This is a genomic window from Agrobacterium sp. CG674, assembly GCF_053521645.1.
In genome coordinates this window covers 127,047-151,686 of record NZ_JBNWDZ010000007.1, presented here as the reverse complement: position 1 = coordinate 151,686, position 24,640 = coordinate 127,047, and the positions used below count along the sequence as shown (strand labels likewise).

Here is a 24,640-nt window from a genome sequence, read left to right as displayed (position 1 = left end):
TACAGGAGCATTAAGCATGCCAATTTATTTGCAGATCGACGGTATTCAGGGTGATGCGACTCACGAAGAACACCGCAAGTGGATGGATATCGAGGCCATTCACTGGAATGTATCCCGCAACATGAACACCTCTGCTGGTTCTGCTGCAAACCGCGAAGCCTCCGAGCCCACCATTTCGGAAGTTATTCTCACCAAGGTGAGCGACTCGTCCTCCACAAAGCTTTTCAGTGAAGCGTGCTCTGGCCGCCAGGGCAAGCTTGCGACGATCCATCTCGTAACGACAGGTGACCCAGGCAACACCTACATCCAGTACCTGCTGACGAACACACTGATCGCCAGCTACTCCGTCGATTCCAGCGGTGATCGTCCGGTAGAAACCATCAAGCTCAACTTCACCAAGATGGAAGTTAAGTACACGCCTGCCGATGAAAACAACACGCAGCAGGCGCCAATGATCGCTTCTTACGATCTGGCAACAACTAAGGCCGGCTAACAAATCGGTCCGGCCCGGCGCTTCCATGGGGCGCCGGGCCAGCTCTTGCGTCATCGCAGTTCCGACAGTTCGGATACGCGCAGGTTCCATTTGTGCCAGGTGTTTACCGTCCGCTCTCGGACGCTGCTGGGAGAAGTTATCAATGCCAAATTTTGCTGTTTCAACGGACTCTTTCGTCGTGCGCCCGGTGCGCGAGGATGAAGTCGTACCGGTTCAACGCATGGGGAAGGGTCCTGACTCATCCTATATGTCTCTGCCGGATGGGCCTCGCCAATTTAATTCGCGGATGGCCGCTGGAGGTGCTGTCGCTGCCGTCTTCAGTCAGATTTCGGGCGGGGTCAATGAATACTCGCTGTCGGTCTGGCTCAAGAAGTGGCTGAAGGCGAACGATGCCAAAATCAAGCAAGCCCTTCTCCAGAAAGGCCACGGCGCATTCGCCTTGCAGGTCAACTACGCCATCGGCAATTCCTTCGGCAATCAGGTGTTTATGTCGCGAGACATCTACCTGCTGGGAACTGCACAATCGGGAAAAGAGATCGGCACCGTTTTGACGCCTGAGCTGATGTTTGGTCCGAAAATCGATGACGTCCCGAACAACGCGACGAAGTTCAAATATGCATATCTTGTCGGAGAGCGTCTCTAATTGCGTTGAGCTCGAGATTTTTGCGTATGTATAGCGGAGATAGACTGTGACCGAACAACCATCGTCGTCCGATTTCATCCAGGCCAGTCGTGTTTTGAAGGTCAAGTCGCCGCTCGGCGAAGACCAGCTGCTGCCGGAGCGGATGGTGATCAGCGAAGGTGTGTCGCAGCTCTTCGAGATACAGCTGAATGTCCGTGCCAAGCAGGAAGCAGTGAAACCGGAAGAGCTGATCGGTCGATTGGTCGATGTTTCCATCGAGGTGCAACAGGGCGACGGCGAAGAGGGCAGCGGCATCCGCCGCCCCTTTAATGGTCTGGTGACGGATCTTCATGAAGGACCACCCATCACCCGTGGCCTGCGCTCCTACGCCATGACCATCCGCCCGCAAATGTGGCTTCTATCCCGCCGCTCCGATTGCCGTATCTGGATGGACAAGACATCGGTGGATATCGTTGAGACGTTGTTTTCCGAGCACGGCATTCCCGCCCCGGATACTTCAGGCATCATCAAAGTCCTGCCAGTGCAGCACTATAGCGTGCAGTTTAACGAAGATGATCTGTCTTATTTACTGAGACGTTTCGAAGAAGATGGGCTTTTTTACTGGTTCAGCCACGAAGATGGCTCTCACAAACTGCATGTGGCCGATACCGCCAATGGCTGGCTTGGACCGTCGCCTTCAGCACAGGGTGAAGGCAAGGTGAGACTGGCACAGGGTTCGTCGGACCGCAACCATATTAACGAATGGGCTCGTCGCTTTTCCTATGTGTCGGGCCAACGTGCCGGTGCCGACTGGAATTTCGAGACACCCGGCATGGTGCCAAGCAATATGACGCCATCGCTGGTGCAGATGCCGGATGCGACCAAGCGCGAGCTCTACGAATATCCTGCCCGCATCAAAACGGTGGAAGAGGCAGAGCGTGCGCAGAAACTGCGAGCACAATCCATCGAGGCCGACCATGACCGCGTCTTCGGCGGATCGACCTCCCGCATTCTCGAAGCCGGTCGGCGCTTTACCCCATACGAAGTTGCGCACCCCGAGCACGAATACGAAGAACACGTCATCATAAAAGCAAGCCACACGATAGTGGACCGCTCCTATGAGACCAACAGCAACGAGCCGGAATACCGCAACACCTTCGAGGCCATACCCGCCCGCGTACCGCTGACCCCTCACCGCACCACGAAACGTCCGAAGATTGAAGGCACACAGGTAGCCATCGTTGCCGGTCCCGAAGGCGAAGAAATCCACCCGGATCAATACGGTCGCATCAAGCTATGGTTCCCATGGGACCGCAAGGCCAAGAAAGACGGCACAGATACCTGCTGGGTCCGCGTCGCTCAAAACTGGGCCGGCTCCACGTGGGGCGGCCAGATCATCCCGCGCATTGGCATGGAGGTGATGGTTGCGTTTGTCGATGGCGATCCGGATCGGCCACTGGTGACGGGAGTGGTGCCAAATGCGCGGCAGACGGTGCCGTATGAACTGCCTGCGAACAAGACTAAGAGCACGTTTCGGACCCAGACGCATAAGGGGGAAGGCTTCAATGAGTTGAGCTTCGAAGACGAAAACGGGCTGGAAGAAATTTTTCTTCATGCGCAGAAAGACCTAACGCTGAAAGTACTTAACCACGCGACTGAGAGGGTGGATGCCAACAAAATTACATCTGTGGGTGGTGCATCTCTAACGGAGGTTCAATCCAGTCAAGTGACACATATCGGGCAAAATGCTACGCTTAACATAGGGACAGGTATAGGTGGTGGTGTCGTGCGTGGTCTGCTTGCTTCAAGTCCCTTTGGGGTAAGAGATGCGGGGTATTTCCTTGCTAAAACCATGTCATCAATGAGTGGTAGTGGGCACTATACTGTCAACGCTGCAGGCGCGATTTCGATCAACGCACTCGGTGCTTCAACGCTTACAGTTGGAGGAGCAAATATCGTGACTGTAGGAGGTATCCATACTCTTAATGTTGGTGGTGCTATCTACGAGAGCGCCGTCACTACATCAAGTGAGGTCGTGGGCGGCATAAAGACGATTGATGCTCATGAGGAAATCGTCTTTCGTTGCGGTAAATCAGAGTTACGCATGCTTTCAGACGGTACGGTGAGGATAAAAGGAAAAAATCTCATTATCGAAAAGGAGGAAAATATAAAGATGACCGCTAGCCGCATAGATTTAAATTAAGCACATGTCTTCAGGAGGGTTTTTGAGGAAATATATAATTTCGTTGTCCGTTTTGCTTGTTGTAACTTTTTCTGCATTCACAATTAACCAGGCAAAGGAGCCAAATTTGTCGACTCGCTTGATTATTAATGTTGATATGCCGATACTTGAAAGAGGTGGAGCAGTTATAGTATCTGGACGTCCCATTGCTGATGAAGAATGGCGTCTTCTGCCCGGCTCCGTGCCCAATAAAAGTCAACAAGAAAAAGAGTTTCATGTCCGGGTTTCATCGCCTGCGACAATCATCGAATTCTTTTACCCGGAAGGCGGTACCTACAGTTTCAAGTTAGAGTCTGTTCCGCAGAATCGGGAAGCACCGTTACAAAGTCGTGAAATTCTAGTCGGCAGTGCTGAGGTCACAGATCCTGAGACGAGACAACAGGTGGATTGGCCTTCGTTTAGTGTCATTCATATTCAAGGATCTCATTATGATGAGGGGTGGGCACGAATACTCACGTCAACATTCGCAACTGCATTCCGTTTTGCAAATCCAGAGCAAATACTTGTGGATCGATTTCCGGCAGGCCGGGTAATTGCCTTATCCGATGCTGCGATAGATGCTTATGTGAGGGATACAAAATGACTTATTTTACTCTCATCACACGCTCATTCCACCCTGATCGAAATTTTGGGGTTGGCGGCCTGGGTTTCCATGGTGACGCGCGCGGGTTCTCATCTAGCACGAGAGTAACGTCTCGAATATTTCACCAAGTCACAATTGATCTTAAGGCTTCGGAGTTTGTCGATCAGATATGCACTTCCGATCCTTCGTCTAATGAAGTTATACCTCGAATCCTTGAGTTGCGTGGACATCGTGCTGTCGAGACAATGGCTAGGGACGAGGTTGGGGACCGTGGAGTAGATCTGCCACAAAATGACTGGACTAAAAGTGGCGATATTTTGCCGAAGATGGCAAATGATTATTCGCAAGTAAGAAAGCATCCAAGAAAGAATATTTCAGGAAAAATTACGCCATATCGTGAAGACGGAGATCAGAGTGTTAATGGGCGCTTATCCTATGCTGGCAAAAACTTTGCGTTTTACGGAGCAGATACTGACGCAGGCCACTTCATATTAGGGGGCAATATTTCTGACGGTGGTTCTGATACGCGAGGAGGCAGCGCGAAAGTGTGGGAGCGTTGGGGCGGAATGGTTCCAGACTTGGATGTCACTCACGAGTTCAGTTTTCGAATCAATCGCTCTAGCAAAAGGATTCAAGTTTCCTCTGCGATATCGGGCGATGGTTTTCCAAACTGCGAAAGCTTCCTATTAGACTCTTCTAAAAAAGTTATATTTTTGGGGACTCACATTCGTATAGGCACAGCTGCCACCCAGCTTCCGAGCGGCAGATCATTGCCGATGACACGTACGTTGCTGACTGTGGATTGGCTGCCTGGCGATCTTTTAGGCCCCAAGGTTCATGTCGATCTTGCAAATGATTATACGGGCAACGGTTCACCTCAGCAGATTGTCGCTGCTGGCGAAATGGATTTATCGGATTGGAATAAGGCTCATACTGGACGAGATGCCAGCGGCGATTGGCTGCGTGGGATAGAAGACCATGTTCCACTGCCTCGACAATCTTGGCGGCAATTGAAAGAGCAAATTCGGAGCGCATTTTAACTAATAAACTGAACGAGAAATTACCTCTGCTGTGATGCAGGTGCCTCTTTTTTACTCGAATTGGAGTGTCAGTTATGCCCCCAGGCCACCGCCGCACCGACATAGGCTCCGGCCACGCCTGCCACTTCCCGCCAACCCTCGCGACTGGCGGAAGCTCCAACGTCTTCGTCAACAATAAGCCCTTGATGCGCGTTGGTGATGCCTATGTGCCGCATGGTTGCCCGGTGTGCCCGGAGCCAGTCCATGGGCGGAAGTTAGCTGCTGGCTCATCCACCGTCTTCATCAACGGCAAGCCTGCCGGGCGCATCGGTGATGCTATCGATTGCGGAGGGCAGGCGCAGACGGGTTCGTCTAACGTCTTCATCGGTGATGAGGGCGGTTCAGGGTCGGGTGGAGCGGGCGGGACCGAGTGTCAGAAAAGCATGGCGTCCCAGTCGATGCCGATGGTGCGAGGATAGACTTTATGACACCTGATGCCATTGACGAGACCCAACTGTCTTCAGTCGCTCAGGCTTTGCTGAAAAGCGTTTCAGACCTTGTCTCCGATCCCGACAAGCGCGTTTTTGCCGTCATGGATGGCTCCCAATTTGATGATCTTCCCAAACTATTGAAAGCGGCCAATGTCTCTCACAGACCGCTCTATCGTTACGCCGGCGGCGACTACGCGGTCATCCTCGGCGGGCCTTGGCTGATCAACCCGTATCAGCCGGCGCTGCCCGCAACGACTGACCAGACCTTGGCCGAGGAAGGCGCGGACGACATTTCTGATGAGCAGCTTGAGGCGCGCTCCACCGCTCTCTCGGCACAAATGGTCGCCTCTTTGCAGGCGGGTGATCCGACCGGCGGCGGAATGCTGCCCGCACATGTTAATGATGACCCGGCATTGGTCATCGAGCGCCTTCGGCAAGTCGTTATGCTCAGCGATGGAAAGCCCGCAGCCGTGTTCTGGACGGGCGAAAACGGCTTGAATTCCGAGCACCTCTATAAACACCTGCGGGGCCTCAACCGCATATCCGTGCCGAAAAACTGGAAAGATAACCAGTCTCCAAACGAAGTGTCGCGCGTCCGGAATGACGAGGAGGTTGCCACTGCAGGCGAGGTGTGGCCGTCAGAACACCTGACATCCGCCGGGCAGGAAATGGTCATCTTCAGACATGCGGACGCAAATGTCATGATGCAGATGATCCCGGCTCTGGATGAGGCTCAACTCGCGCGTCTATTCGGCCCCGCGACGCAGATTATCTTCGCGCCGGATAAGGTTTGGGGCGGCGGCGTCAAGAGGGCAAGACAAGCGTCGTCTGCGCAACATCACGGCAAAGACGTACTGACGCTTTCCCCAGTTCAGATTAAGAACATCTCTCTGTTGCGAGATGACGTATCCTCCCAACGCATTTCACACTATCTGGAGCGGAATGCTTCAAGCAACCTGCGTCACCTCAAGCAGCAAGATCGTGACCGCTGGATAGCATCGCATATGACAGAAGCGAGATCGCTCGGCGTGCGGTCTGAAGCGGATCTCGGTCGTTGGTGTTATTTGCAGGCCATCACCAAGGGCCAGCTCTTGCGCCAGCCCGGTGTCGTCGAGTACATGAGAAATGGCGGTGAACACACGCCCGACACCAAGCTTCGCTTGTTATTCAGGTCGGTGCAAACTGCAGCAAGCAACAGCGAGGTGTCTTCATGACGTCACTTGCGCTAGGCGCTCCACTTCTGGCAGGTGGGCCACCAGGCTGGGTTGCTTATGGTCTTCTTGCCGTCGTCACCATTGGCGGCATCTATATCGTCAGCGAAATGTCAGAGGCTGATAGTGACGCGAGCAACACGTTGAATAGCAGTGATGCATCTGAATGCACGGGAGATTGCACCGAGGAGAAAGCAAAGAAAGAAGAAGAAAAAATCGCTGAGATGGATGCAGATTCGGTTCAAAAGCCCGGAGATAAGGACTTCAACAAGGACCGGCCCGGCACGTTCGATGATGCAAATAAAGACTTCGATGACCTCGTAAAAGGCAACGAGGTTGACAAGGGCAACGGTGTACGAATTGGTAAGCTCTCTGATGGCCGCACGGTGACGGTCAGGCCCAATAGTAAAAGCAACGGCCCTACACTGGATATCATAAAGCCGAACGGAAGACCCTTCCGGAAATATAGATATCCCGGCAGCCCGTCGAGTTGAGGTTTACGATGAAATTTGATCGCTTTGGTATCGATGAAGAGTTCTGCGTGGAGAACGATTGCAAGATTTTTTTCGGCGTCGATTGGTTGAGCGATGAAGAATATGAGTCTTTCGATGAGTTCTTTGCGGGTCGCGACCTGTTCATCACGGTCGCTGGAAAGCCGGACGACCACGTAAAAATACAATCCTTTTCAGAAGCCGTAAAAACTGAAAGCGAATTTGTAGATCAGGACAAATTCATTTTCTCTCCCGGATACGCGTGCATCTACGTCAGTGACGACAGGGATATATTCGTCGTCGCCTCATCTGCAGAGAGAATTGGTAATCTAATCTCGAGTATATCGGATAAGGGCGGTGTAACGTATTCAGCATTGGTGAAAAGCGGAACTACCTCGCCCAAAAAACAGGTTAAAGAATTTTTCGATCATTGGCGCACCTTCAATATTGAATTCTCTTGATGTTGAATATTTCACTGGTTTTGTGATGATTCAAAGTATTATCGCGATTTCTGAGGCGCGGCTTGTTTGAGGAACGCGCCAGCCTGACCGAGAAAGGCTTTAGTTTTCCGGTAAAAACACTCTGGAAAAACTTGAGGCCGGTGCGCAGGATGATGACAATCACGGAAATTACTCCTCTTTTTATAAGCCACCAGCAACTGGCAGTTTTCAATCACGGTCTCTATAACCCTTTTAATGATTGGAAGCCGCGACACGTCTCGCAAGGCTTTTCCTGGCGCGCCGAAAGCGTTTCCTTCAGAGTGCCGGACGGTGAGAATTACATTGTGGAAGTGCTTCAGAATTCGGAGGCGTCAGCCTTCGTTGGTGAACCGACGCGGATCATCCTGACGCCGTTTGTTCGGATCAAAGACAATTCCGTTACCGTGGGCTCTATCACAGAAGAAAAAAGGGTCTCGATTGGAGAGGCCGCGAAATATCAATTGTTTTTTGAACTGCTGCCTCATGGCGTTTACGCGGACAAGCAGTTCGAGCACGGCATTCGGCTCAGGTTTGTAAAAGACGATAATCCTGTCTTTGAAATCCGCAAAGCAGATGATGAAATGGATGTATCGTCTGACTTGGAGTTGGTGGCTCAGCCAGCGGAATAGTTGTCTCTGGCTGATCTACACAATTCATGTTTCCATGTTCTGAATATAATTTCTAGCAGTGAGATTTTTGCTGTGCTTACGGAATTTGATTTAACGATACTGTATACCCAACTTGTCGTTCAACACGCTAATCTGCAACTGCCGGGCTTGCTGTGGGATGATGATCACGTAGATCAAGGCTTTGCCTGGTCGGAAGGTATTGTAGGTTTCGGAGTGCCGGATCACGATGGGCAGTGCGTTCTCCGAATTGATGTCTGTGACGAACTAAAACTGGATGCTGGCGCTGAGTGGGCGGTTCAGGTTCCTTTCGAGGTCGACTCACTTTTAAAGATTGGCACGGTCACAAATATGCGTGACGTCTTCGTGCCAAAAGGCCTTTATGGCCTAGTGTTTCAAGCTCTGCCCGGCTCTGCAATGGAGGGCGCGGGATATACCTATGTTCTCGTGCTAACGTTTATAAAGTTTGCCGATCGATCCTTTGCAATTCTAAAGCAGGGCAGACTTGCGACGGACCAGGTGTTGCGTATGGATGCGCAGTGCACCTGACAAGTCGTATCTGCTTTTGCATCTCTGGTCCGATCGGATCGAGTATGTGCGCTTGCTCAGTCGGTTTCCACCACACTCTTTTCCCGCCATTTTCTAAACCGTGGCATGAGCAGCGGTGTGAGCAGGACAGCAGCAGCCATGACCCACAGTGCGATGGAGATTGGGCTGGACCAGAGGATCGCCACGTCACCCGCAGAGAGGGAGAGTGCCCGCCTCAAGCTCTGTTCCAGTATTTTTCCAAGAACGAGCCCGAGAATGAGCGGCGCCATGGGTACGCCGAACCGTCTTAGGAAATAGGCTCCCACGCCAAGCACGACCATCAGCACCAGATCAAACGTTGTCGATTTGCCGGAATAAACACCGATAGTGCTGATGACCACGATGAAGGGCACAAGCACCCAGGCTGGCACGGACAGCATTTTTGCAAACAGGCCGACCAGGGGAATGTTGATTGCCAACAGGATGACGTTGCCGATGAACAGTGATGCAATCAGGCCCCATACAAGATCGGGCTGCGACCGAAAAAGGGCAGGTCCCGGTGTGATATTGTAGAGGGTGAGCACACCGAGCATGATGGCGGTAGTCCCCGAACTTGGAATACCTAGCGTCAGCATAGGGATGAAATTGCTGTTCGAAGCGCTATTATTGGCGGCTTCAACGGATGCGAGACCGCGCATATCACCGTTACCAAAACGGCTGCCCTCTGGATCACTGCGCTCAACCACGCGCTTTTCGGTCGTGTAGGAGAGTGCAGAGGCAACCGTTCCTCCAGCACCGGGAAGGATTCCCACGAAGAACCCAATCAGAGATCCACGCAGTGTTGCAGCATTGGTGAACTTCATCTCTGCACGGTTGAAAAGCGGTCGCCCAAGCTGCTTGATGCGCGGAGCGGCTCCACCTTTCATGCTCTCAAGCATGATCAGGAGTTCGCTGATGGCGAAGAGCCCGATGACGACGGTTGCGAACTGGACGCCATCCACGAGATTGGGGGAGCCGAATGTATAGCGATAGACGCCGGAATTTGCGTCAATGCCCACTGTCGAAATTGCAAGGCCAAGCATGATGGCAAGCAGTGCCTTGACCGGCTGGTCAGTCAGCAGGCCTGTCAGGCATGCGAAGGCAAACACCATCAGCGCAACATATTCGATAGGGCCAAAGGCGAGCGCCCAACGCGCCAGAACGGGAGCCGCCAGTACGATACCAACGGTCGCGATCGCCGAGCCGACGAAGGACGTCCATGCAGATAGCGACAGAGCAATACCCGCCTTGCCCTGCCGTGCTAGCGGATATCCTTCGATGGCGGTCATGACCGCCGAAGCTTCGCCGGGAACGTTCAGAAGGATTGCACTGATTCTGCCTCCATATTCCGAGCCGATATAGATGGCGGCCATCAGGATCAGCGATGACTCCGGTGTGAGGCCGAGTGCAAAGACAACGGGTACCAGCATGGCAACAGCGTTGATCGGTCCAAGTCCGGGCAATACGCCGACCATGGTGCCGACAACGGCCCCAATCGCTGCCAGGAAAAGATTTGTGGGCTGCAGCGCAATGCCAAAGCCATGGCCCAAATAAGAAAGGGTTTCCATCAGATCATTCCCCCCAGGGGTCCAACAGGCAAGATAACGTCAAGAACTTTGTCGAAGAGGAGGTAGGATGAAACGGCAAGCAGCACACCTGTGATTGCGCCCTGCCACCACAGCGCTCCAAACACCATCGCAATCGGAACCATCATCACCGTTGTCGATAGGACAAAGCCGAGTGGCTGGAAAAGGAGAGCGTAGGCCATAAGGCAAACAGCAAGAACGAGGATCGGGCGGCTGATGCCCGATCCTTCTGTCGTATCCGCTTGCCCGGGTTTCAGCACTAGCAGCAATCCGCATATCGTAATGGCGCCTGCGGCCATCAATGGAAATGCGCGTGGTCCTACCGGTTCGTAGGCAAATGGCGCTTGCAGATTGTAGCCATAGGCTATCATGAAAGCGGCCAACGCTAGCGCTGCGACGCCGAGGAAGCGATCCTGTGTCATCGTTGCAATCCTACTTTGTCGTCAGGCCAAAGTCGGCTGCGAGAGTTTTATATGCGGCGACCTGTTTGTTGACGAATGCAGTGGTTTCGTCCGCCGTCATCGGCAATGGAAACAGATTGCGTTCCTCAAGCAGCTTTGCATATTCTGGAGACTTCATGGTCGCGGCAAAAGCATCGCCCCACCATTTGTAATCCGCATCGCTAACCTCTGGTCCGACATAGAACCCGCGTGCGATGGGCCATTTGATGTCGAAACCCTGCTCGACAGCGGTCGGCACATTTGCCAGCTTCCCGGTAAGGCGTTGCTCGGAGAATATGGCGAGAAGTTTCAGCGGTGCGCCGCCATCGATTGCCGCCTGGCTGTCACCAACATCGTTCATGCAGACGTGGACATGGCCGCCTTGAAGAGCCGTCGCGCAATCACCGCCACCTTCGAACGCTACGAACCGCATGGCTTTGTAATCAACGCCCGCAGCCCGTGCTGCCATTGCCGCCTTCATCCAGTCCTGGCTACCGATGGTGCCACCTGCACCGATTATGACAGAAGTCGGATCGGCTTTGATGGCAGCCATCAGCTCGGTGAGGGATTTGTGCGGGCTGTCCTGTTGCACGACGACTGCGCCGTAGTCGGTTCCAATATTGGCAACCCAGCGAACATCTTTTTCAGAATATGCGCCGAATTTGCCTTGGGCAATATTGAGAAGCGAGCCGGCAGAGAAGGCAACGATCGTGCCGGGTTCTGCGCGGCGCTGGCCAACGATGGCATTATACGCAACTGCGCCAATACCGCCGGGCATATATGAGACGCGCAATGGTGCCTTGAGTGCGCCAGACTTCTGCAGGGATGCCTGGGCAAGCTTGCAGGTGATGTCGAAGCCGCCGCCAGGCTGGGCCGGTGCGATGCATTCGGGTTTTGCGGGTTCCGCAAGCGCGATAGTTGGAACAGTGAAAACAGCAGATAGAATAGCGGCCGCGGACGCTGCGCGAATATAGGCGCTCATAAAAATCTCCTCCGGAAATCAAGAATGCGGACCTCCATCCGCATTGCTTCCGCTATATCTGATCGCAGCTTTCAATCAGCTTTCAAAGCGGGGACGAGTCAAGATTTGGCAAGGAGATGCAGACGATGAGCCCGCTTTTGTCTGCGCGATTGCGCACCTCCATCGTTCCGCCGGATGCACGCGCCACGGTCAAGGCAATTGCCAGACCAAGGCCGCTGCCATCGCCAGACCTCTTTGTGGAACCCCGTCTAAAACGGGTGCCCGCATGGGAAATCTCTTCTGCGCTCATACCAGGACCCTCGTCCGTGATCTCGATGATGGCATGTTGCTCGTCGGTCAGAAGTCGAATGGAAATGACGGATTTAGGTGGCGCATAAGCAATCGCATTATCGATGATATTAACGAGTGCCTCCTGCAAAAGCCCGGCATTGGCGCGAACATGCACAGTGTAGGGCGGCGGGTCGAAGACACATTCCATGCGCCGCGCACGGATGCGAGACCACAACATTCGGACAGTGTCGGCTATGGTCTCTTCAAGCGATATTCGCTCCTGCGGATATGTGTCATAGCCATGGGATGTTCGCGCGCGGGCAAGTGCCAGAAGCTGGTTCGTCGTGCGGACAGAGCGGTCAAGCACATCGCGTGATGATGTCAGCGTCTTTCGAACCTCGTCCAGTTCCGTCTGATGAAGCGCAACATCGATCTGTGTTCTTAAGATTGCCATTGGGGTTCTGAGTTGGTGCGAGGCATCGTCCAGAAAGTGCCGTTGCTGATCGGCCTGCTCGACATTGCGCTGCATCAGCCGATTGACCGCCTCCACCAATGGGCGCACTTCAAGCGGCAGAGACGCCACTTCAATGGATGTCAGATCATCAGGTTGCCGCTTGTCGATTGCTTCACGCAGCCGGTTAAGTGGCTTAACTGCCGCATAAACACCGGCAGCCAGCAGAACGGATAGAGCCACAATGACCAGAAGGTCACGAAGAATGGCGCGCGTGATCAATTCATTCTGAAAGCCGAGGCGCGATCCTTTCGTTTCTGCAACCTGAATGATGATCTGCGTTCCGTCCGGCAGCTTTGGCGAAAGAGGGCGCTTCAGTGAGCCGAGCCGGATTTCCTGACCAAGATAGGTTTCATCCTGAAACCGCAGCTCGCCTTTCGCAAGGGCTGGAGCAGGTGGAAGCAGGACATCGCCGATTTGAACCAGGCCATCATCGGTATAGACGTTGAAATAGACAGCGCCCTGAGCCGTCAGCTCGAAAAATTTGAAAAGCTGGTAAGGCTGTTCAACGCCCACGCCCCCGCTTTCGGTGGAAATATTGGCGTCGATGGCCCGTATTGCACCGGCCAGAGAGCGATCATAGGCACTGTCTGCAAGTTCGTTGATTGTGGTGGCGCTGAACCAGAGCGTAGACACCATGCCAAGCATCAAAGCGGGCAGAGTCCACATGACGAGCGTGACAATCAGTCGGCGACCTGCTTGCCCTCTCACGTCGGGTCGACCTCGAGAACATAACCGAGGCCCCTCAGAGTGCGGATGTGAACATCATCGCCCAGCTTCTTGCGAAGACGGTGGGCGATGACTTCCACAGCGTCCAATTGGATGTCCACGTCATAGGAAAACATCCGGTCGATGATTTTCTGTTTCGACATGGGCTCTCCCGCATGTTGCAGGAGAATACGCAGCATCGAATGCTCCCTCGGTGTCAGTTCCAGTGGCTCTCCATGAAGGGAAAAACGCTGTTCGGAAGAATGGTAGCTCAGCGGACCGGATGAAAACGTGCCAGCGTTCTTGCCATGCGAGCGGCGCACGAGAGCCACCAATCGCGCCTCCAACTCCTCGACAGCGAAAGGCTTTGCAAGAAAATCATCGGCGCCCTGATGGAGGCTTTCTATTCGTTCAGCCAATGTGTCTCTTGCTGTGAGGATAAGCGTTGGCGTGGCATCTCCACGCGCTCGCATGGTCGATAGCAGCGACCGACCGTCCATTTCCGGAAGCCCCAGATCGAGTACGACCGCGTCAAATTCCTCTGTCTGGAGGCGCTGGTTGGCGATGGCCCCATCTTCCGTCCACTCAGTCATGAAGTTATAGCGAGCCAATGCTTTCAGAAGCCACTCCGCAAGCTCGGTATCGTCCTCAATCAGCAATATCTTCATCAACAGCTCCGCTTGAACGGGATGATAGTGCCTAAGCTTTTCGCGTTCTAAACAACGGATTTATTCGAGCAATAGTGCTGAGAGATTACAATCGCTTTCCTGCCCACAGTTCGGCGTTTGCCGCGCGCGATCTACCGTTGGCGGCGATCAATTGCAGGCGCTCAGTATTTCTTTTTTTTGATCGTTTTATTGCCCTTCGGCCCGCTGGCAACGGGTGTCCTGTCGCGATTTTCGGATAAAAGGCTGCGCCAGCGTTTCACACGGTCGCCGTCGATTTCGCCACGCGCCACCGCGGCTTGCACGGCACATCCCGGCTCATGGGCGTGGGTGCAATCGCGAAATCGGCATGATGGGGCAAGTTCCGTTATTTCCGCAAACAGGGTATCGATACCGTCGCTGGCATCACTGACAAAAAGTGTTCTAATGCCTGGCGTATCTATGATCCAGCCGCCATTGGACATGGCATGGAGTGATCGTGCCGTTGTGGTATGGCGTCCTTTCGCATCCTGCTCGCGAATGGTCCCGGTCTTCTGCATTGCGTCCGGTCCAAGGCCTGAAAGCGTGTTGACAAGCGTTGACTTGCCGACTCCCGACGAGCCAACCAAAGCCAAAGTCTGACCTTCACCACACCACGGCCGTAACGCGGAGACCGCATCGGCTGAACGTGCATTCAGGACGATGACGGGCAGATCGCGCTGAAGCGCTTCTGCCTGTTGTTGAAACGTTGCTGCGTCGTCAGTGGTGTCAGCCTTGGTCAACACAATGACGGGGGTTGTCTCAGCCTGATTGGCCATGACGAGATAACGCTCCAGCCGTGTGAGGTTGAAATCTGCGTTGCACGATGTGACGATCAACAGTGTATCGATGTTGGCTGCGGCAAGCTGATGGCCGTGACCGCCCTCCAACCGACGTTGAAACACGGATTTTCTTTGCAGCCGCAGAACGAACATGCCCGTTGCAGGGTCAGTCAGCACCCAGTCTCCCACCGCAAAATCTGCGGTGTTGGAATTGGGAGGCAGATCAAGTTCGACTTGCCCGTTGACATTGACAGCTTCAATACGGGCGCGGTGAACAGAGGCAATGCGCGCGGGTATCAGGTCCATCTCATCTGGCTTGACCTGATCTGCGAAGAAATCTGACCATCCCAGCGTGTCCAGTGAGAGTGGCGGGTTGGAAAGGGCCAAATCGTGATCCTTGTTATCGAGCGCGCAGGGCATACGGCATGATTGAGCTGTTGATGCTGCGTTCTATACTGAAAACAGAGCAACTGCCACAGACACAGCACCGTTCTCATCATCTAGCAAGATGTTTGCGCAGGAGATCAGGTTGTCGCCGTCGGACACTCCGCTGTACAGCTTACTGAATGTCCAGTAGGCGCTCGAGATATCGACGCTCGATCTCGCCGGGCGGGTTGTTCCCCAGCTTCTCTCGGATGGCTTCCAGTATTTCGCGGGCGCGCTGAACGTCGATTTCATCGGGAACCCGGACCTGATTATCACCGAAATCCGAGCCGTTGCTTTCGCGCGGCCTTCCAAGCGGATCGCGACCGTTCTGGCCGCCCTGTCCCATCATGCCTTCCTGGCCTTGGCCGGGCTGCTGGCCCTGCTGGCGCATCGCCTGCATGATTTGGCCCATCATATCCTGCGCGCCTTGGCGCAGGGCATTCATGGCGTTACCCTGTCCTTCGACTGCCTGTTCGCCTTGTCCATCGCCAAGCGCCTGGCCTGCACCCTTCATTTCCTGCTCGGCCTTGCCGAAGTTCTGGCCGGGCTCCATACCCAGATCGCGCAGACCCTGCTGCAATTCACCGAGTTGCTTTCCAAGTCCGTCCTGCTGCTGGCGCAGCTTCTTCAAGGCTTCACGCAACTGCTCGGCCGTCATCTGGTCGGTCGGGTTCTGCTGTTGCTGGCCCTGTTGGCCGTTCTCACCCATTTGCGGCTCGCCACCTTCTTGCGCCCCAGGCTGATCGCCTCGCTGCATGCGATCACGCAGTGCCTGATCCAGCTTGAAGGTCTCGTCCATCAACTTCTGCTGTTGCTGCATGATCTCGCCAAGCTTGTCTATTTGCTGGCGCAACTGGCTGTTCTGTTGCTGCTGTTGGCCTTGCTGCCCACGCTGGGGACGACCGGCCTGAAGATTGTTCATCATGCGCTGCAATTGCGAGAGCATTTCCTGTGCTGCTTCGCGGTTACCAGAACGGGCCAAATTTTCTATCTGGTTCATCATATTTTCCAGATCGCGCTGACGCAGAACATTTTGCGCCTGCTGGTTCATGTTGTTCTGTGGAGCGTTCTGCATGCGTTGCGCAAGTTCACGCATGAACTCGTTCATGGCGTCGCGAAGCTCCTGCATCAGCTTAGCGATCTCTTCGTCGCCCGCTTTGCGATCCATGGCATCCGCGAGGGCATCCTGTGCATCGCGCAGTCGCTTCTCGGCTTGTGAAAGATCACCGTCTTCAATGCCGAGTGCGATTTCCCACAGGTAATCGGCGGTGTTTTTCAGCATCTCCTCATTATAGGCAAGCTTCATGCGTGTCTGTGCAGACTGCAGCAGAAGGTAATGCGTGGAGTTTGGAATTGTCTCGGCAGGTCTCATGCCCACGGCTTCGTTGAAGGCGACGGCTTTGGGCATCTGGCGTGTGTCGAGTGAAAAGATCTGGCGCTGCTCCACAATGGATGCGGCCAGAGGCTCTGAAAAATTCCTGCCGGGAAGCGTCAATTCCTGTGGAGGGCTACGACCGATTTGTCCGGCGCCATCGGTCGCGACAAGGGTTATCCGCACCCTTTTGCCAGCCATCGGGTGTTCTGTCAGGTTGCGACTGGTCACACCCTTCATGTCACGGGGATTTTGGCGTGGCAGGTCCAATTTGAATTCTGGCGGGGGATATAGCGGCGTGGCGCCTGTTTCGACGCCAATGGGTTCAATCACCGCATGGGCCTCACGAATGCCGTAGTCATCCTTGGCGGTAAAGCCGATTTCCAGTGCACCATTCACCGCACGGCGCGGCAGATTGTCAAACGCGATCGTCGGAGTTTGATCAGGGATGATATTGAACCGCCAACGCTGGCCATTCGCTTCCACCAAGCCGCTTTCTGACACATCCATGCCATAGGTCCGTGGTGCGCGTGGCGCAGAAGCGTCCTTGGTTTCAGCTGTCGCGACGGTCTGCGCATCGGCCTTTTCAGCGCCTTCGGGGATAAGCGTTTTCACCTCTCCACCCACATCCGGCTCAAAGGTAATGACCTCTTCGCCACTCCCGCCTGTCATGCGAATGGTGAGTCTTGAGCCCTGCGGAAGAGACACTACATCATTTGTTGCGGCATTGCTGCCTGTGAGGAAAATGGGCGCGCGTCCGGTGTAGGAGGGCGGAGTGGCCCAGGCGTCGAGGCGAATATCCGGATTGGTCAGCCCGCCTGAGGGACGGTTCCGGAAGGCATCGATAAAGTCCCCGGCACCATTCGAGAACGAGAAGCCGAAAGCCGCAAACAGTACAAGCGCTGGAATGGCGCGCAGCGCCATAGGGTCTTGGCGGGCGATGTCAGGCCTAGGCGGCCCCGCATCAAGCTCCGCAATCCGCTTTGCCATGCGCAGTTGGTGCTCTTTCCAAAGTGCGCGGGCAAAAGGCGTATCGAAGGCGGGTTCGTCTTCCTGGACGCCGACCGGTTGGTGAGCCAAACCATTGCGCTCTTCCAGCAGGCGGGAGGCCTCGTCCTTCGTTGGCCATTTAAGGCGAGCAATTGGCAGAAGCGAACTGATGAAGGCAAAGATGAGAATGAAAATGATGGCGAGGCGCAGCACATCTGGCATTTGCCGGTAAAGGCCGAACCATGACAGGGAGACGAACAGTGCGGCAATGGAAAGCGGGAACAGGGTTTTGGGTGCGATCCGCTCTGAAACAATAACCAGCTTTGCGATCAGACGTTTGGATGCCACGCGCCGCGCAAGGTCAGGCCTGTCTTGGAAAGCCCCTTTTCCGCCCTTAACCGATGTGGTCATTAATCCGCTCTCCCGGTTCTGGCCACCCGATTTCACCATCCCGAGACAGCAAAACAATTCCGTGCAACGAGCGTCAGGATAACACTCTTTATGGCGAAGACGAGGGGAAGCCGACGCTAACCCCCGTTTTTAAGGCCTATTCGCTCAATTGTGATCACTCAAGCCAGGCGGGCACAGAATCCAGAGCGATCAGTTCGTCATAAGTTCCGCGAGGGCGCACGACGTGAAACTCGCTGCCTTTGACCAGAACTTCCGGCACCAGCAGGCGAGAATTATAGGTTCCGGCCTGAACGGCGCCGTAGGCACCGGCGGAGCTAACTGCAATCAGATCACCGGGCTGTGGTGCTGCCATATCTCTGTCGAGCGCCAGATAATCGCCTGTCTCGCAGACAGGGCCGACAATATCCGCCTTGATTCGCGGTGCGTCGGGCATGGGCTGCACAACAGGCCGGATACCGTGATAGGCTTCATACAAAGTTGGGCGGATGAGGTCGTTCATAGCACCATCGACGATGACGAATGTCTTTTCGCCGCTATCCTTCACATAGATGACTTCCGTCACCAGAATTCCCGCATTGCCGACAATCAGGCGGCCGGGCTCTGTCACGATCTTGCAGTTCAGGCTCTTCAGCTCGTTCTTGACGATGTCGGCATAGGCGTCCGGCAGGGGTGGTGGATTGTTATCGTCTCGGTAGGGAATACCAAGGCCACCGCCAATATCCACATGGCTGATCGTGTGGCCATCGCCGCGAAGTGCTTCCACAAGCGCACGCAGCAATCGGAATGCAGCCTCGAACGGCTGCAATTCAGTAATCTGGCTGCCGATATGCATATCGATGCCGCTGACCTCGATGCCGGGCAGGGTGGCTGCGTGGGCATAGACCGCGCGGGCGCGCTCATAGGGGATGCCGAATTTGTTTTCCTTCTTGCCCGTCGAAATCTTGGCATGGGTACCAGCATCGACATCGGGGTTGATGCGGAAGGAAACGTGAGCCTTCTTGCCGGCCTTGACGGCGCGCAGGTTCAGCACCTCCAGCTCTGGTTCGGACTCGATGTTGAAGCAGTAGATGCCAGCACTCAGCGCGAAATCCATTTCAGCAACGGTCTTGCCAACGCCTGAGAACATGATGCGGCTTGCCGGAACACCTGCCGCCAGCGCGCGGCGCAACTCCCCACCAGACACGACATCGATACCAGCGCCAAGCTTTGCCAGCGTTTTGAGAACGGCCTGGTTTGAGTTTGCCTTCATGGCATAGCAAACCATCGCATCCACATCGGCAAATGCGTCAGAAAACACTTTATAATGCCGCTCCAGCGTCGCTGTGGAATACACGTAGAACGGTGTGCCGACAGCCTTGGCGATTTCAGGCACAGCAACGTTTTCGGCGTGGAGCACGCCGTCGATATAGTGAAAATGGTTCACAGCGATTGACCTTAAAGAAGCTTGTCGAGAATAAACGGCCGCTCTGGTGTTGGCTGCACCTTGTCATCCGTCGAGCGGATGTTGCGCTGTTCCCGGGGCGTGCTCGGCGGATCGATATCGCCTTTGCGGCCGCAACCTGAAAGAACGAGGCCGACGGCAAGCGTCATGCCGACTGGAACAATGAAACTACGCAAGGTTTTTAAAAACATGGGCCTATCCAAAGGAAATCTCTGCATTCCTGATAACGAAAAACAGGGCACTTGTGCACCCTGTTTCTTTTGATGCTGGCATAACGTTGCCGTGCGGGGCATCTGCGGCTGAACGGTGCCCTGCACGTTGGCCAAGATCAGTTCTTGGTCCGCCACCAGGCGATCTGTTTGCGCACTTCCGATGGTGCTGTACCGCCGAAGCTGGTGCGGCTGGCGACAGAGGCCTCAACCGACAAAACATCGAAGATGCCAGCCGTTATCGCCGGATTGATGGACTGTAAGTCTTCCAGCGAAAGGTCGCTCAAATCGCATCCCTTCTTTTCCGCAAGGGCGACGGCATGGCCGGTAGCGTGGTGGGCATCGCGGAAGGGTAGACCTGCCTCACGCACCAGCCAGTCGGCCAGATCTGTGGCGGTCGAGTAGCCGGAACCGGCCGCTTGGCGCATCTTGTCGGCACGCACCTCCAAGTCGCGAACCATGCCCGTCATGGCCGCGATGGCAAGCTCCAGGCTTTCCGCGGAATCAAAGACCTGTTCCTTGTCTTCCTGCATATCCTTGGAATAGGCCAGCGGCAGGCCTTTCATGATGGTGAGAAGAGCGATCAGCGACCCGTTGATACGACCGGTCTTGGCGCGAACAAGCTCTGCAGCATCAGGGTTTTTCTTCTGCGGCATGATCGAGGAGCCGGTTGAGAAGGCATCCGACAGACGGATGAACCCGAATTGCGGTGTCGACCAGATGACGATTTCTTCGGCCAGACGCGACAGATGCGTGGCGCAGATCGACGCAATTGATAGGAACTCCAGCGCAAAGTCGCGGTCCGATACAGTATCGATTGAGTTGCGCGTCGGTTCACGGAAACCGAGCGCCTTTGCCGTCATGTGGCGGTCGATAGGGTATCCAGTGCCGGCAAGTGCGGCAGCGCCAATCGGGCTTTCGTCCATATGTTCGATGGCGTGGCGAACACGGGCGCGGTCCCGGCCGATCATTTCCACATAGGCCATGCAGTGGTGACCAAAGGTCACCGGCTGGGCGGTCTGGAGATGGGTAAAGCCCGGCATGACGGTATCGGCATGTTCTTCGGCGCGATCCAAGAAGGCCGCGATCAGTCCCGTCAGCATGGCTTCGGTCTTTTGCAGTTCTTCTTTCACCCAAAGGCGGAAATCGAGCGCGACCTGATCGTTGCGCGAACGTGCCGTGTGAAGACGTCCAGCTGCCGGGCCGATGAGATCGGCGAGGCGCGCCTCGATGTTCATGTGAATGTCTTCGAGCTTGCGCGAGAAAACGAACGAGCCCGCCTCAATTTCTGACAGGATCGTGTTCAGGCCGTGAATGATCTTGTCTTTATCTTCCTCAGAAATAATGGCTTTTGCGGCAAGCATGGTGGCATGCGCTATTGAGCCGCGGATGTCCTGCGCATAAAGCTTCTTGTCGAAGCCGATTGAGGCATTTATCTCTTCCATAATGGCAGAGGGACCGGAAGCGAAACGTCCGCCCCACATCTGGTTGGAGGATTTCTGTTCGGTGCCATCAGCCATGTTTGCCTGCCCTGGAGTATTCAATGACAGAAAAAAGGCCTTTCAGGCTTCCTTCCGCCAGACTTGTTGCAATTGCTGCCCTGGCCGGCATCGTCTGCGGCGCGGGCGTCGTGATGTTCAGGCTTATTGGGTCTGAAGATCAGGTTCAAGGGGAAGTCGCGGCACAATCGGGTTTATGTGAGGGTGCGGCACAGCGGATTGCATCCTTGAAGCCATTTCTGAAGGGCGATGTCGCGGCCATGTCGGCAAGCGAGCGGCCACGCGTCGTTCCGCTGTCCTTTAAGGGACCGGATGGGGCGGCGATGTCCCAGGCAGACTTCAAGGGCAAGACCGTTGTTCTCAATCTCTGGGCCACGTGGTGCGTTCCATGCCGCGAGGAAATGCCTGCGCTGAACGCTCTGGAAAAGGAAAAGGGCGCGGATAATTTCGAAGTCGTCACGATCAACATCGATACGGGTGACGATGAGAAGCCGAGAACATTTATGAGCGAATATGGGATCGATTCGCTCAAGCTCTACCGCGACAGTTCCATGGGCGTGTTCAACGCCTTGAAAAAGGAAGGCCTTGCATTCGGCCTTCCTGCAACATTGCTGATCGATGACAGTGGATGCTTGCTCGGCTCCATGAACGGCCCGGCGGCTTGGGACAGCCAGGACGCCAAGGCACTCGTGGAGTTTGCAAAAGCGAAATAAGGCTGGTGTTGATTACCGTGTCGGGACCGGTGTCTCGCCACGGTAATCGTAAAAGCCGCGACCGGATTTGCGGCCAAGCCAGCCCGCTTCGACATATTTAACCAGCAGCGGGCAGGGGCGATATTTGCTGTCGGCCAAGCCATCATGCAGAACCTGCATGATCGACAAACAGGTGTCGAGGCCGATGAAGTCTGCCAGTTGCAGCGGTCCCATCGGGTGGTTTGCGCCGAGCTTCATGGCCGTGTCGATGGCTTCGACCGAGCCGACGCCTTCGTAAAGCGTATAGATCGCTTCGTTGATCATCGGCAGAAGAATACGGTTCACGATGAAGGCAGGGAAATCTTCCGCCACCGTAATCGCCTTATCGAGCGAGCGAACAAAGTTCTTGGCTGTCTCAAAGGTCTGTTCGCCGGTGGCGATGCCGCGCACAAGTTCCACCAGCTTCATTACCGGAACGGGGTTCATGAAGTGGATGCCCATGAATTGCTCAGGGCGGTCGGTGGCAGAGGCAAGGCGTGTGATGGAGAGCGAGGACGTGTTGGTTGCCAACAGCGCCTCGGGCTTCAGCACGGGGCAGATCTGAGCGTAGATCTTGCGCTTGGTTTCTTCATGCTCCGTTGCAGCTTCAATCACCAGATCCATCGCCGCAAGGTCGTTGACGTCGGAAGAGCCGGAAATCAGCGCGAGGGCTGCCTTGCGCTCCTCATCCTGCATCTTGCCGTTGCTGACCTGCCGGGCCAAATTGCCGTTGATGGTTGCAAGACCTGCCTCGATACGATCCTTGGCAAGATCATAAATGTGAACCTTGTAACCGGCCAGTGCCGAAACATGCGCAATGCCGCACCCCATCTGACCGGCTCCAATGATACCGACATTCTTGATAGGGGCTGTCATGGTGTAGTTCTCCTGTAGGGCATGGTCTGGGCACTGCGGCTCGGCGGTGATGTTACGCATATTGCCGAAAAACGAAAGCGGCGCGTTGGAAAAACGCGCCGCTTTCAAAATTAGACTGGATCAGAGTGCTTTTTCAAGCTCAGGCAGGGCGTCGAAGAGGTCCGCGACAAGGCCGTAATCCGCGACCTGGAAGATCGGCGCTTCTTCATCCTTGTTGATGGCAACGATAACCTTGCTGTCCTTCATGCCCGCGAGGTGCTGGATGGCACCGGAAATGCCTGCCGCAATGTAAAGCTGCGGAGCGACGACCTTGCCGGTCTGGCCCACCTGCCAGTCATTGGGTGCATAGCCTGCGTCAACCGCTGCACGGGATGCGCCGACGGCAGCACCTAGCTTGTCGGCAACTGGAAGCACCAATTCCTTGAACTTTTCTGCCGAACCCAAGGCGCGGCCGCCGGAAATGATGATCTTTGCAGATGTCAGTTCCGGGCGGTCAGAGGACGCTAGCGCATCCGATACGAAAGAGGAAACGCCAGGGTTTTCCGCAGCGGCTGCTGCTTCGACCGGGGCAGAACCGCCGGTAGAGGCGGGGGCAAATGTTGCCGTGCGCACAGTGATGACCTTTTTCGCGTCCGTCGACTGAACGGTCTGGATGGCATTGCCAGCATAAATCGGGCGCTTGAATGTATCAGCCGAGATGACTTCGATGATTTCAGACACCTGCGCCACATCAAGATGGGCAGCCACGCGGGGCAGGACGTTCTTTGCCGATGCTGTCGCTGGCGCGATGATGACGTCGTAAGATGGGGCCAGCGAAACGATCAGCGCAGCCAGCGGCTCCGCCAGCGCGTTGCCGTAGGATGCGTCATCGGCAAGCAGGACTTTTGAAACACCGGCGAGCTTGGCAGCTTCATCGGCGATAGCCTGTGCACCGGAGCCGGCAACGAGAATTGTCACGTCGCCGCCGATCTGCGTTGCCGCCGTCAGCGTCTTTGCTGTCTGGTCGGAAAGGGTCGCGTTGTCGTGTTCTGCCAGAAGAAGAATGGCCATGGTATAATCTCCCTTTCGCTTATCCTTAGATGACGCCGTCAGCTTTGAGCTTCGACACCAGTTCAGCAACAGAGCCAACTTTCACGCCAGCCTTGCGGCCTGCGGGCTCTTCGGTCTTCAAAACCTTGAGGCGTGGGGCAATATCGACGCCGAAATCAGCCGGTGCCTTCTTGTCCAAAGGCTTTTTCTTGGCCTTCATGATGTTCGGCAGCGATGCGTAACGCGGCTCGTTCAAACGAAGATCAGTGGTCACAACTGCGGGAAGCTTCAGCTCAACCGTCTGCAAACCACCGTCGACTTCGCGGGTAACGGCGACCTTGCCGTCCGATGGTTCGACCTTGGAGGCGAAGGTGCCCTGGCCCCAGCCCAGAAGAGCGGCCAGCATCTGGCCCGTCTGGTTGCTGTCATCGTCGATGGCCTGTTTGCCCACGATCACAAGACCAGGAGCTTCCGCTTCAACGACGCCCTTGAGGAGTTTGGCAACGGCCAGCGGCTCGACTGCTTCGTCTGTCTCGATCAGGATGGCGCGATCTGCCCCCATGGCAAGCGCGGTGCGAAGGGTTTCTTCTGCCTTGGCCGGGCCAATCGAAACGACGACGACTTCCTCTGCCTTGCCAGCTTCTTTCAAGCGAAGCGCTTCTTCAACGGAAATCTCGTCAAACGGGTTCATCGACATTTTGACGTTGGCAAGCTCTACGCCCGATCCATCCGACTTGACCCGGATTTTCACGTTATAGTCCACGACACGCTTCACAGGGACAAGGATCTTCATCGATAACCTTCCTTCAACTCCTGACCACAGGCGCAAACACCACATGGTCCTCCTGACAATCAAGTTGCGACATGGAT

25 protein-coding genes are annotated in these 24,640 nt (G+C 55.1%); 12 read left to right on the top strand and 13 right to left on the bottom strand.

The annotated features are described in order from the left end of the window. Window positions 1-16 precede the first annotated feature (16 nt). The 11 genes from ACQZ51_RS18485 to comJ (ACQZ51_RS18435) all read left to right on the top strand — a co-directional run bounded on the left by ACQZ51_RS18485 (window position 17) and on the right by comJ (ACQZ51_RS18435) (window position 8,806). Window positions 17-493: an Hcp family type VI secretion system effector gene (locus ACQZ51_RS18485; RefSeq protein WP_042619944.1), complete on the top strand. Its 477-nt coding sequence runs from the start codon at window positions 17-19 to the stop codon at window positions 491-493. A gap of 142 nt (window positions 494-635) precedes the next feature. Next, window positions 636-1,136 carry a hypothetical protein gene (locus ACQZ51_RS18480; protein ID WP_042619943.1) on the top strand — a complete coding sequence of 167 codons (501 nt, stop codon included), beginning with the start codon at window positions 636-638 and terminating at the stop codon, window positions 1,134-1,136. Window positions 1,137-1,182: 46 nt separating this feature from the next. Next, a complete protein-coding gene (tssI, locus tag ACQZ51_RS18475; RefSeq protein WP_448779442.1) occupies window positions 1,183-3,318 on the top strand; it encodes a type VI secretion system tip protein TssI/VgrG in 2,136 nt (711 codons plus the stop codon). A gap of 106 nt (window positions 3,319-3,424) precedes the next feature. Continuing rightward, window positions 3,425-3,940 (top strand): hypothetical protein, encoded by a 516-nt coding sequence (locus ACQZ51_RS18470; RefSeq protein WP_448779440.1) that lies wholly within the window; start codon window positions 3,425-3,427, stop codon window positions 3,938-3,940. Further along, window positions 3,937-4,980: a hypothetical protein gene (locus tag ACQZ51_RS18465; RefSeq protein WP_448779439.1), complete on the top strand. Its 1,044-nt coding sequence runs from the start codon at window positions 3,937-3,939 to the stop codon at window positions 4,978-4,980. Before ACQZ51_RS18470 ends, ACQZ51_RS18465 begins: the two co-directional genes overlap by 4 nt. Before the next feature lie 74 nt (window positions 4,981-5,054). Next, window positions 5,055-5,438, top strand: a complete 384-nt coding sequence (locus ACQZ51_RS18460) for a PAAR domain-containing protein (RefSeq protein WP_448779437.1) — start codon at window positions 5,055-5,057, stop codon at window positions 5,436-5,438. Window positions 5,439-5,443: 5 nt separating this feature from the next. Beyond that, complete coding sequence (locus ACQZ51_RS18455; RefSeq protein ID WP_448779435.1) at window positions 5,444-6,664, top strand: hypothetical protein; 1,221 nt, start codon at window positions 5,444-5,446, stop codon at window positions 6,662-6,664. Beyond that, complete coding sequence (locus ACQZ51_RS18450; protein WP_448779434.1) at window positions 6,661-7,155, top strand: hypothetical protein; 495 nt, start codon at window positions 6,661-6,663, stop codon at window positions 7,153-7,155. The genes ACQZ51_RS18455 and ACQZ51_RS18450 overlap by 4 nt, the downstream gene beginning before the upstream one ends. Before the next feature lie 8 nt (window positions 7,156-7,163). Then, complete coding sequence (locus tag ACQZ51_RS18445; RefSeq protein WP_448779432.1) at window positions 7,164-7,613, top strand: hypothetical protein; 450 nt, start codon at window positions 7,164-7,166, stop codon at window positions 7,611-7,613. Window positions 7,614-7,675: 62 nt separating this feature from the next. Next, complete coding sequence (comJ, locus tag ACQZ51_RS18440; protein WP_448779430.1) at window positions 7,676-8,260, top strand: competence protein ComJ; 585 nt, start codon at window positions 7,676-7,678, stop codon at window positions 8,258-8,260. 72 nt (window positions 8,261-8,332) lie between these two features. Beyond that, on the top strand, window positions 8,333-8,806 hold the full coding sequence (gene comJ / locus ACQZ51_RS18435) for a competence protein ComJ (RefSeq protein WP_448779428.1): 474 nt from the start codon (window positions 8,333-8,335) through the stop codon (window positions 8,804-8,806). Window positions 8,807-8,862: 56 nt separating this feature from the next. Here comJ (ACQZ51_RS18435) and ACQZ51_RS18430 read toward each other — a convergent pair whose 3' ends face one another. The 10 genes from ACQZ51_RS18430 to argH form a co-directional block, all read right to left on the bottom strand. Beyond that, complete coding sequence (locus ACQZ51_RS18430) at window positions 8,863-10,392, bottom strand: tripartite tricarboxylate transporter permease (protein ID WP_448779426.1); 1,530 nt, start codon at window positions 10,390-10,392, stop codon at window positions 8,863-8,865. Further along, window positions 10,392-10,832: a tripartite tricarboxylate transporter TctB family protein gene (locus tag ACQZ51_RS18425; protein WP_448779424.1), complete on the bottom strand. Its 441-nt coding sequence runs from the start codon at window positions 10,830-10,832 to the stop codon at window positions 10,392-10,394. Before ACQZ51_RS18425 ends, ACQZ51_RS18430 begins: the two co-directional genes overlap by 1 nt. Window positions 10,833-10,842: 10 nt before the next feature. Beyond that, the gene (locus ACQZ51_RS18420) at window positions 10,843-11,832 is read right to left on the bottom strand and encodes a tripartite tricarboxylate transporter substrate binding protein (protein ID WP_448779422.1); all 990 of its coding nucleotides are present in this window, start codon (window positions 11,830-11,832) and stop codon (window positions 10,843-10,845) included. Between the two features lie 82 nt (window positions 11,833-11,914). Continuing rightward, entirely contained in the window at window positions 11,915-13,324 is a 1,410-nt protein-coding gene (locus ACQZ51_RS18415) for a sensor histidine kinase (RefSeq protein WP_448779420.1), read from the bottom strand. Continuing rightward, window positions 13,321-13,989: a response regulator gene (locus tag ACQZ51_RS18410; RefSeq protein ID WP_448779419.1), complete on the bottom strand. Its 669-nt coding sequence runs from the start codon at window positions 13,987-13,989 to the stop codon at window positions 13,321-13,323. Before ACQZ51_RS18410 ends, ACQZ51_RS18415 begins: the two co-directional genes overlap by 4 nt. A 161-nt stretch (window positions 13,990-14,150) precedes the next feature. Continuing rightward, a complete protein-coding gene (gene rsgA, locus ACQZ51_RS18405; RefSeq protein ID WP_448779418.1) occupies window positions 14,151-15,206 on the bottom strand; it encodes a ribosome small subunit-dependent GTPase A in 1,056 nt (351 codons plus the stop codon). A 139-nt stretch (window positions 15,207-15,345) separates the two neighbouring features. Next, window positions 15,346-17,985 (bottom strand): TIGR02302 family protein, encoded by a 2,640-nt coding sequence (locus tag ACQZ51_RS18400; RefSeq protein ID WP_448779416.1) that lies wholly within the window; start codon window positions 17,983-17,985, stop codon window positions 15,346-15,348. Between the two features lie 154 nt (window positions 17,986-18,139). Then, the gene (lysA, locus tag ACQZ51_RS18395; protein WP_448779414.1) at window positions 18,140-19,408 is read right to left on the bottom strand and encodes a diaminopimelate decarboxylase; all 1,269 of its coding nucleotides are present in this window, start codon (window positions 19,406-19,408) and stop codon (window positions 18,140-18,142) included. 11 nt (window positions 19,409-19,419) lie between these two features. Continuing rightward, window positions 19,420-19,743: an LPS translocon maturation chaperone LptM gene (lptM, locus tag ACQZ51_RS18390; protein ID WP_448779615.1), complete on the bottom strand. Its 324-nt coding sequence runs from the start codon at window positions 19,741-19,743 to the stop codon at window positions 19,420-19,422. Window positions 19,744-19,754: 11 nt separating this feature from the next. After that, window positions 19,755-21,155 (bottom strand): argininosuccinate lyase, encoded by a 1,401-nt coding sequence (gene argH, locus ACQZ51_RS18385; protein WP_448779413.1) that lies wholly within the window; start codon window positions 21,153-21,155, stop codon window positions 19,755-19,757. A 23-nt stretch (window positions 21,156-21,178) separates the two neighbouring features. Between argH and tlpA the strand changes: the two genes are divergently transcribed. Next, on the top strand, window positions 21,179-21,847 hold the full coding sequence (gene tlpA / locus ACQZ51_RS18380; RefSeq protein ID WP_448779411.1) for a thiol:disulfide interchange protein TlpA: 669 nt from the start codon (window positions 21,179-21,181) through the stop codon (window positions 21,845-21,847). A gap of 12 nt (window positions 21,848-21,859) precedes the next feature. Here tlpA and ACQZ51_RS18375 read toward each other — a convergent pair whose 3' ends face one another. The 3 genes from ACQZ51_RS18375 to ACQZ51_RS18365 form a co-directional block, all read right to left on the bottom strand. Beyond that, entirely contained in the window at window positions 21,860-22,741 is an 882-nt protein-coding gene (locus tag ACQZ51_RS18375) for a 3-hydroxybutyryl-CoA dehydrogenase (protein WP_042619967.1), read from the bottom strand. A 120-nt stretch (window positions 22,742-22,861) separates the two neighbouring features. Further along, window positions 22,862-23,791 (bottom strand): electron transfer flavoprotein subunit alpha/FixB family protein, encoded by a 930-nt coding sequence (locus ACQZ51_RS18370; RefSeq protein ID WP_448779409.1) that lies wholly within the window; start codon window positions 23,789-23,791, stop codon window positions 22,862-22,864. Window positions 23,792-23,816: 25 nt separating this feature from the next. Next, entirely contained in the window at window positions 23,817-24,563 is a 747-nt protein-coding gene (locus ACQZ51_RS18365) for an electron transfer flavoprotein subunit beta/FixA family protein (protein ID WP_448779407.1), read from the bottom strand. Between the last annotated feature and the right edge of the window lie 77 nt (window positions 24,564-24,640).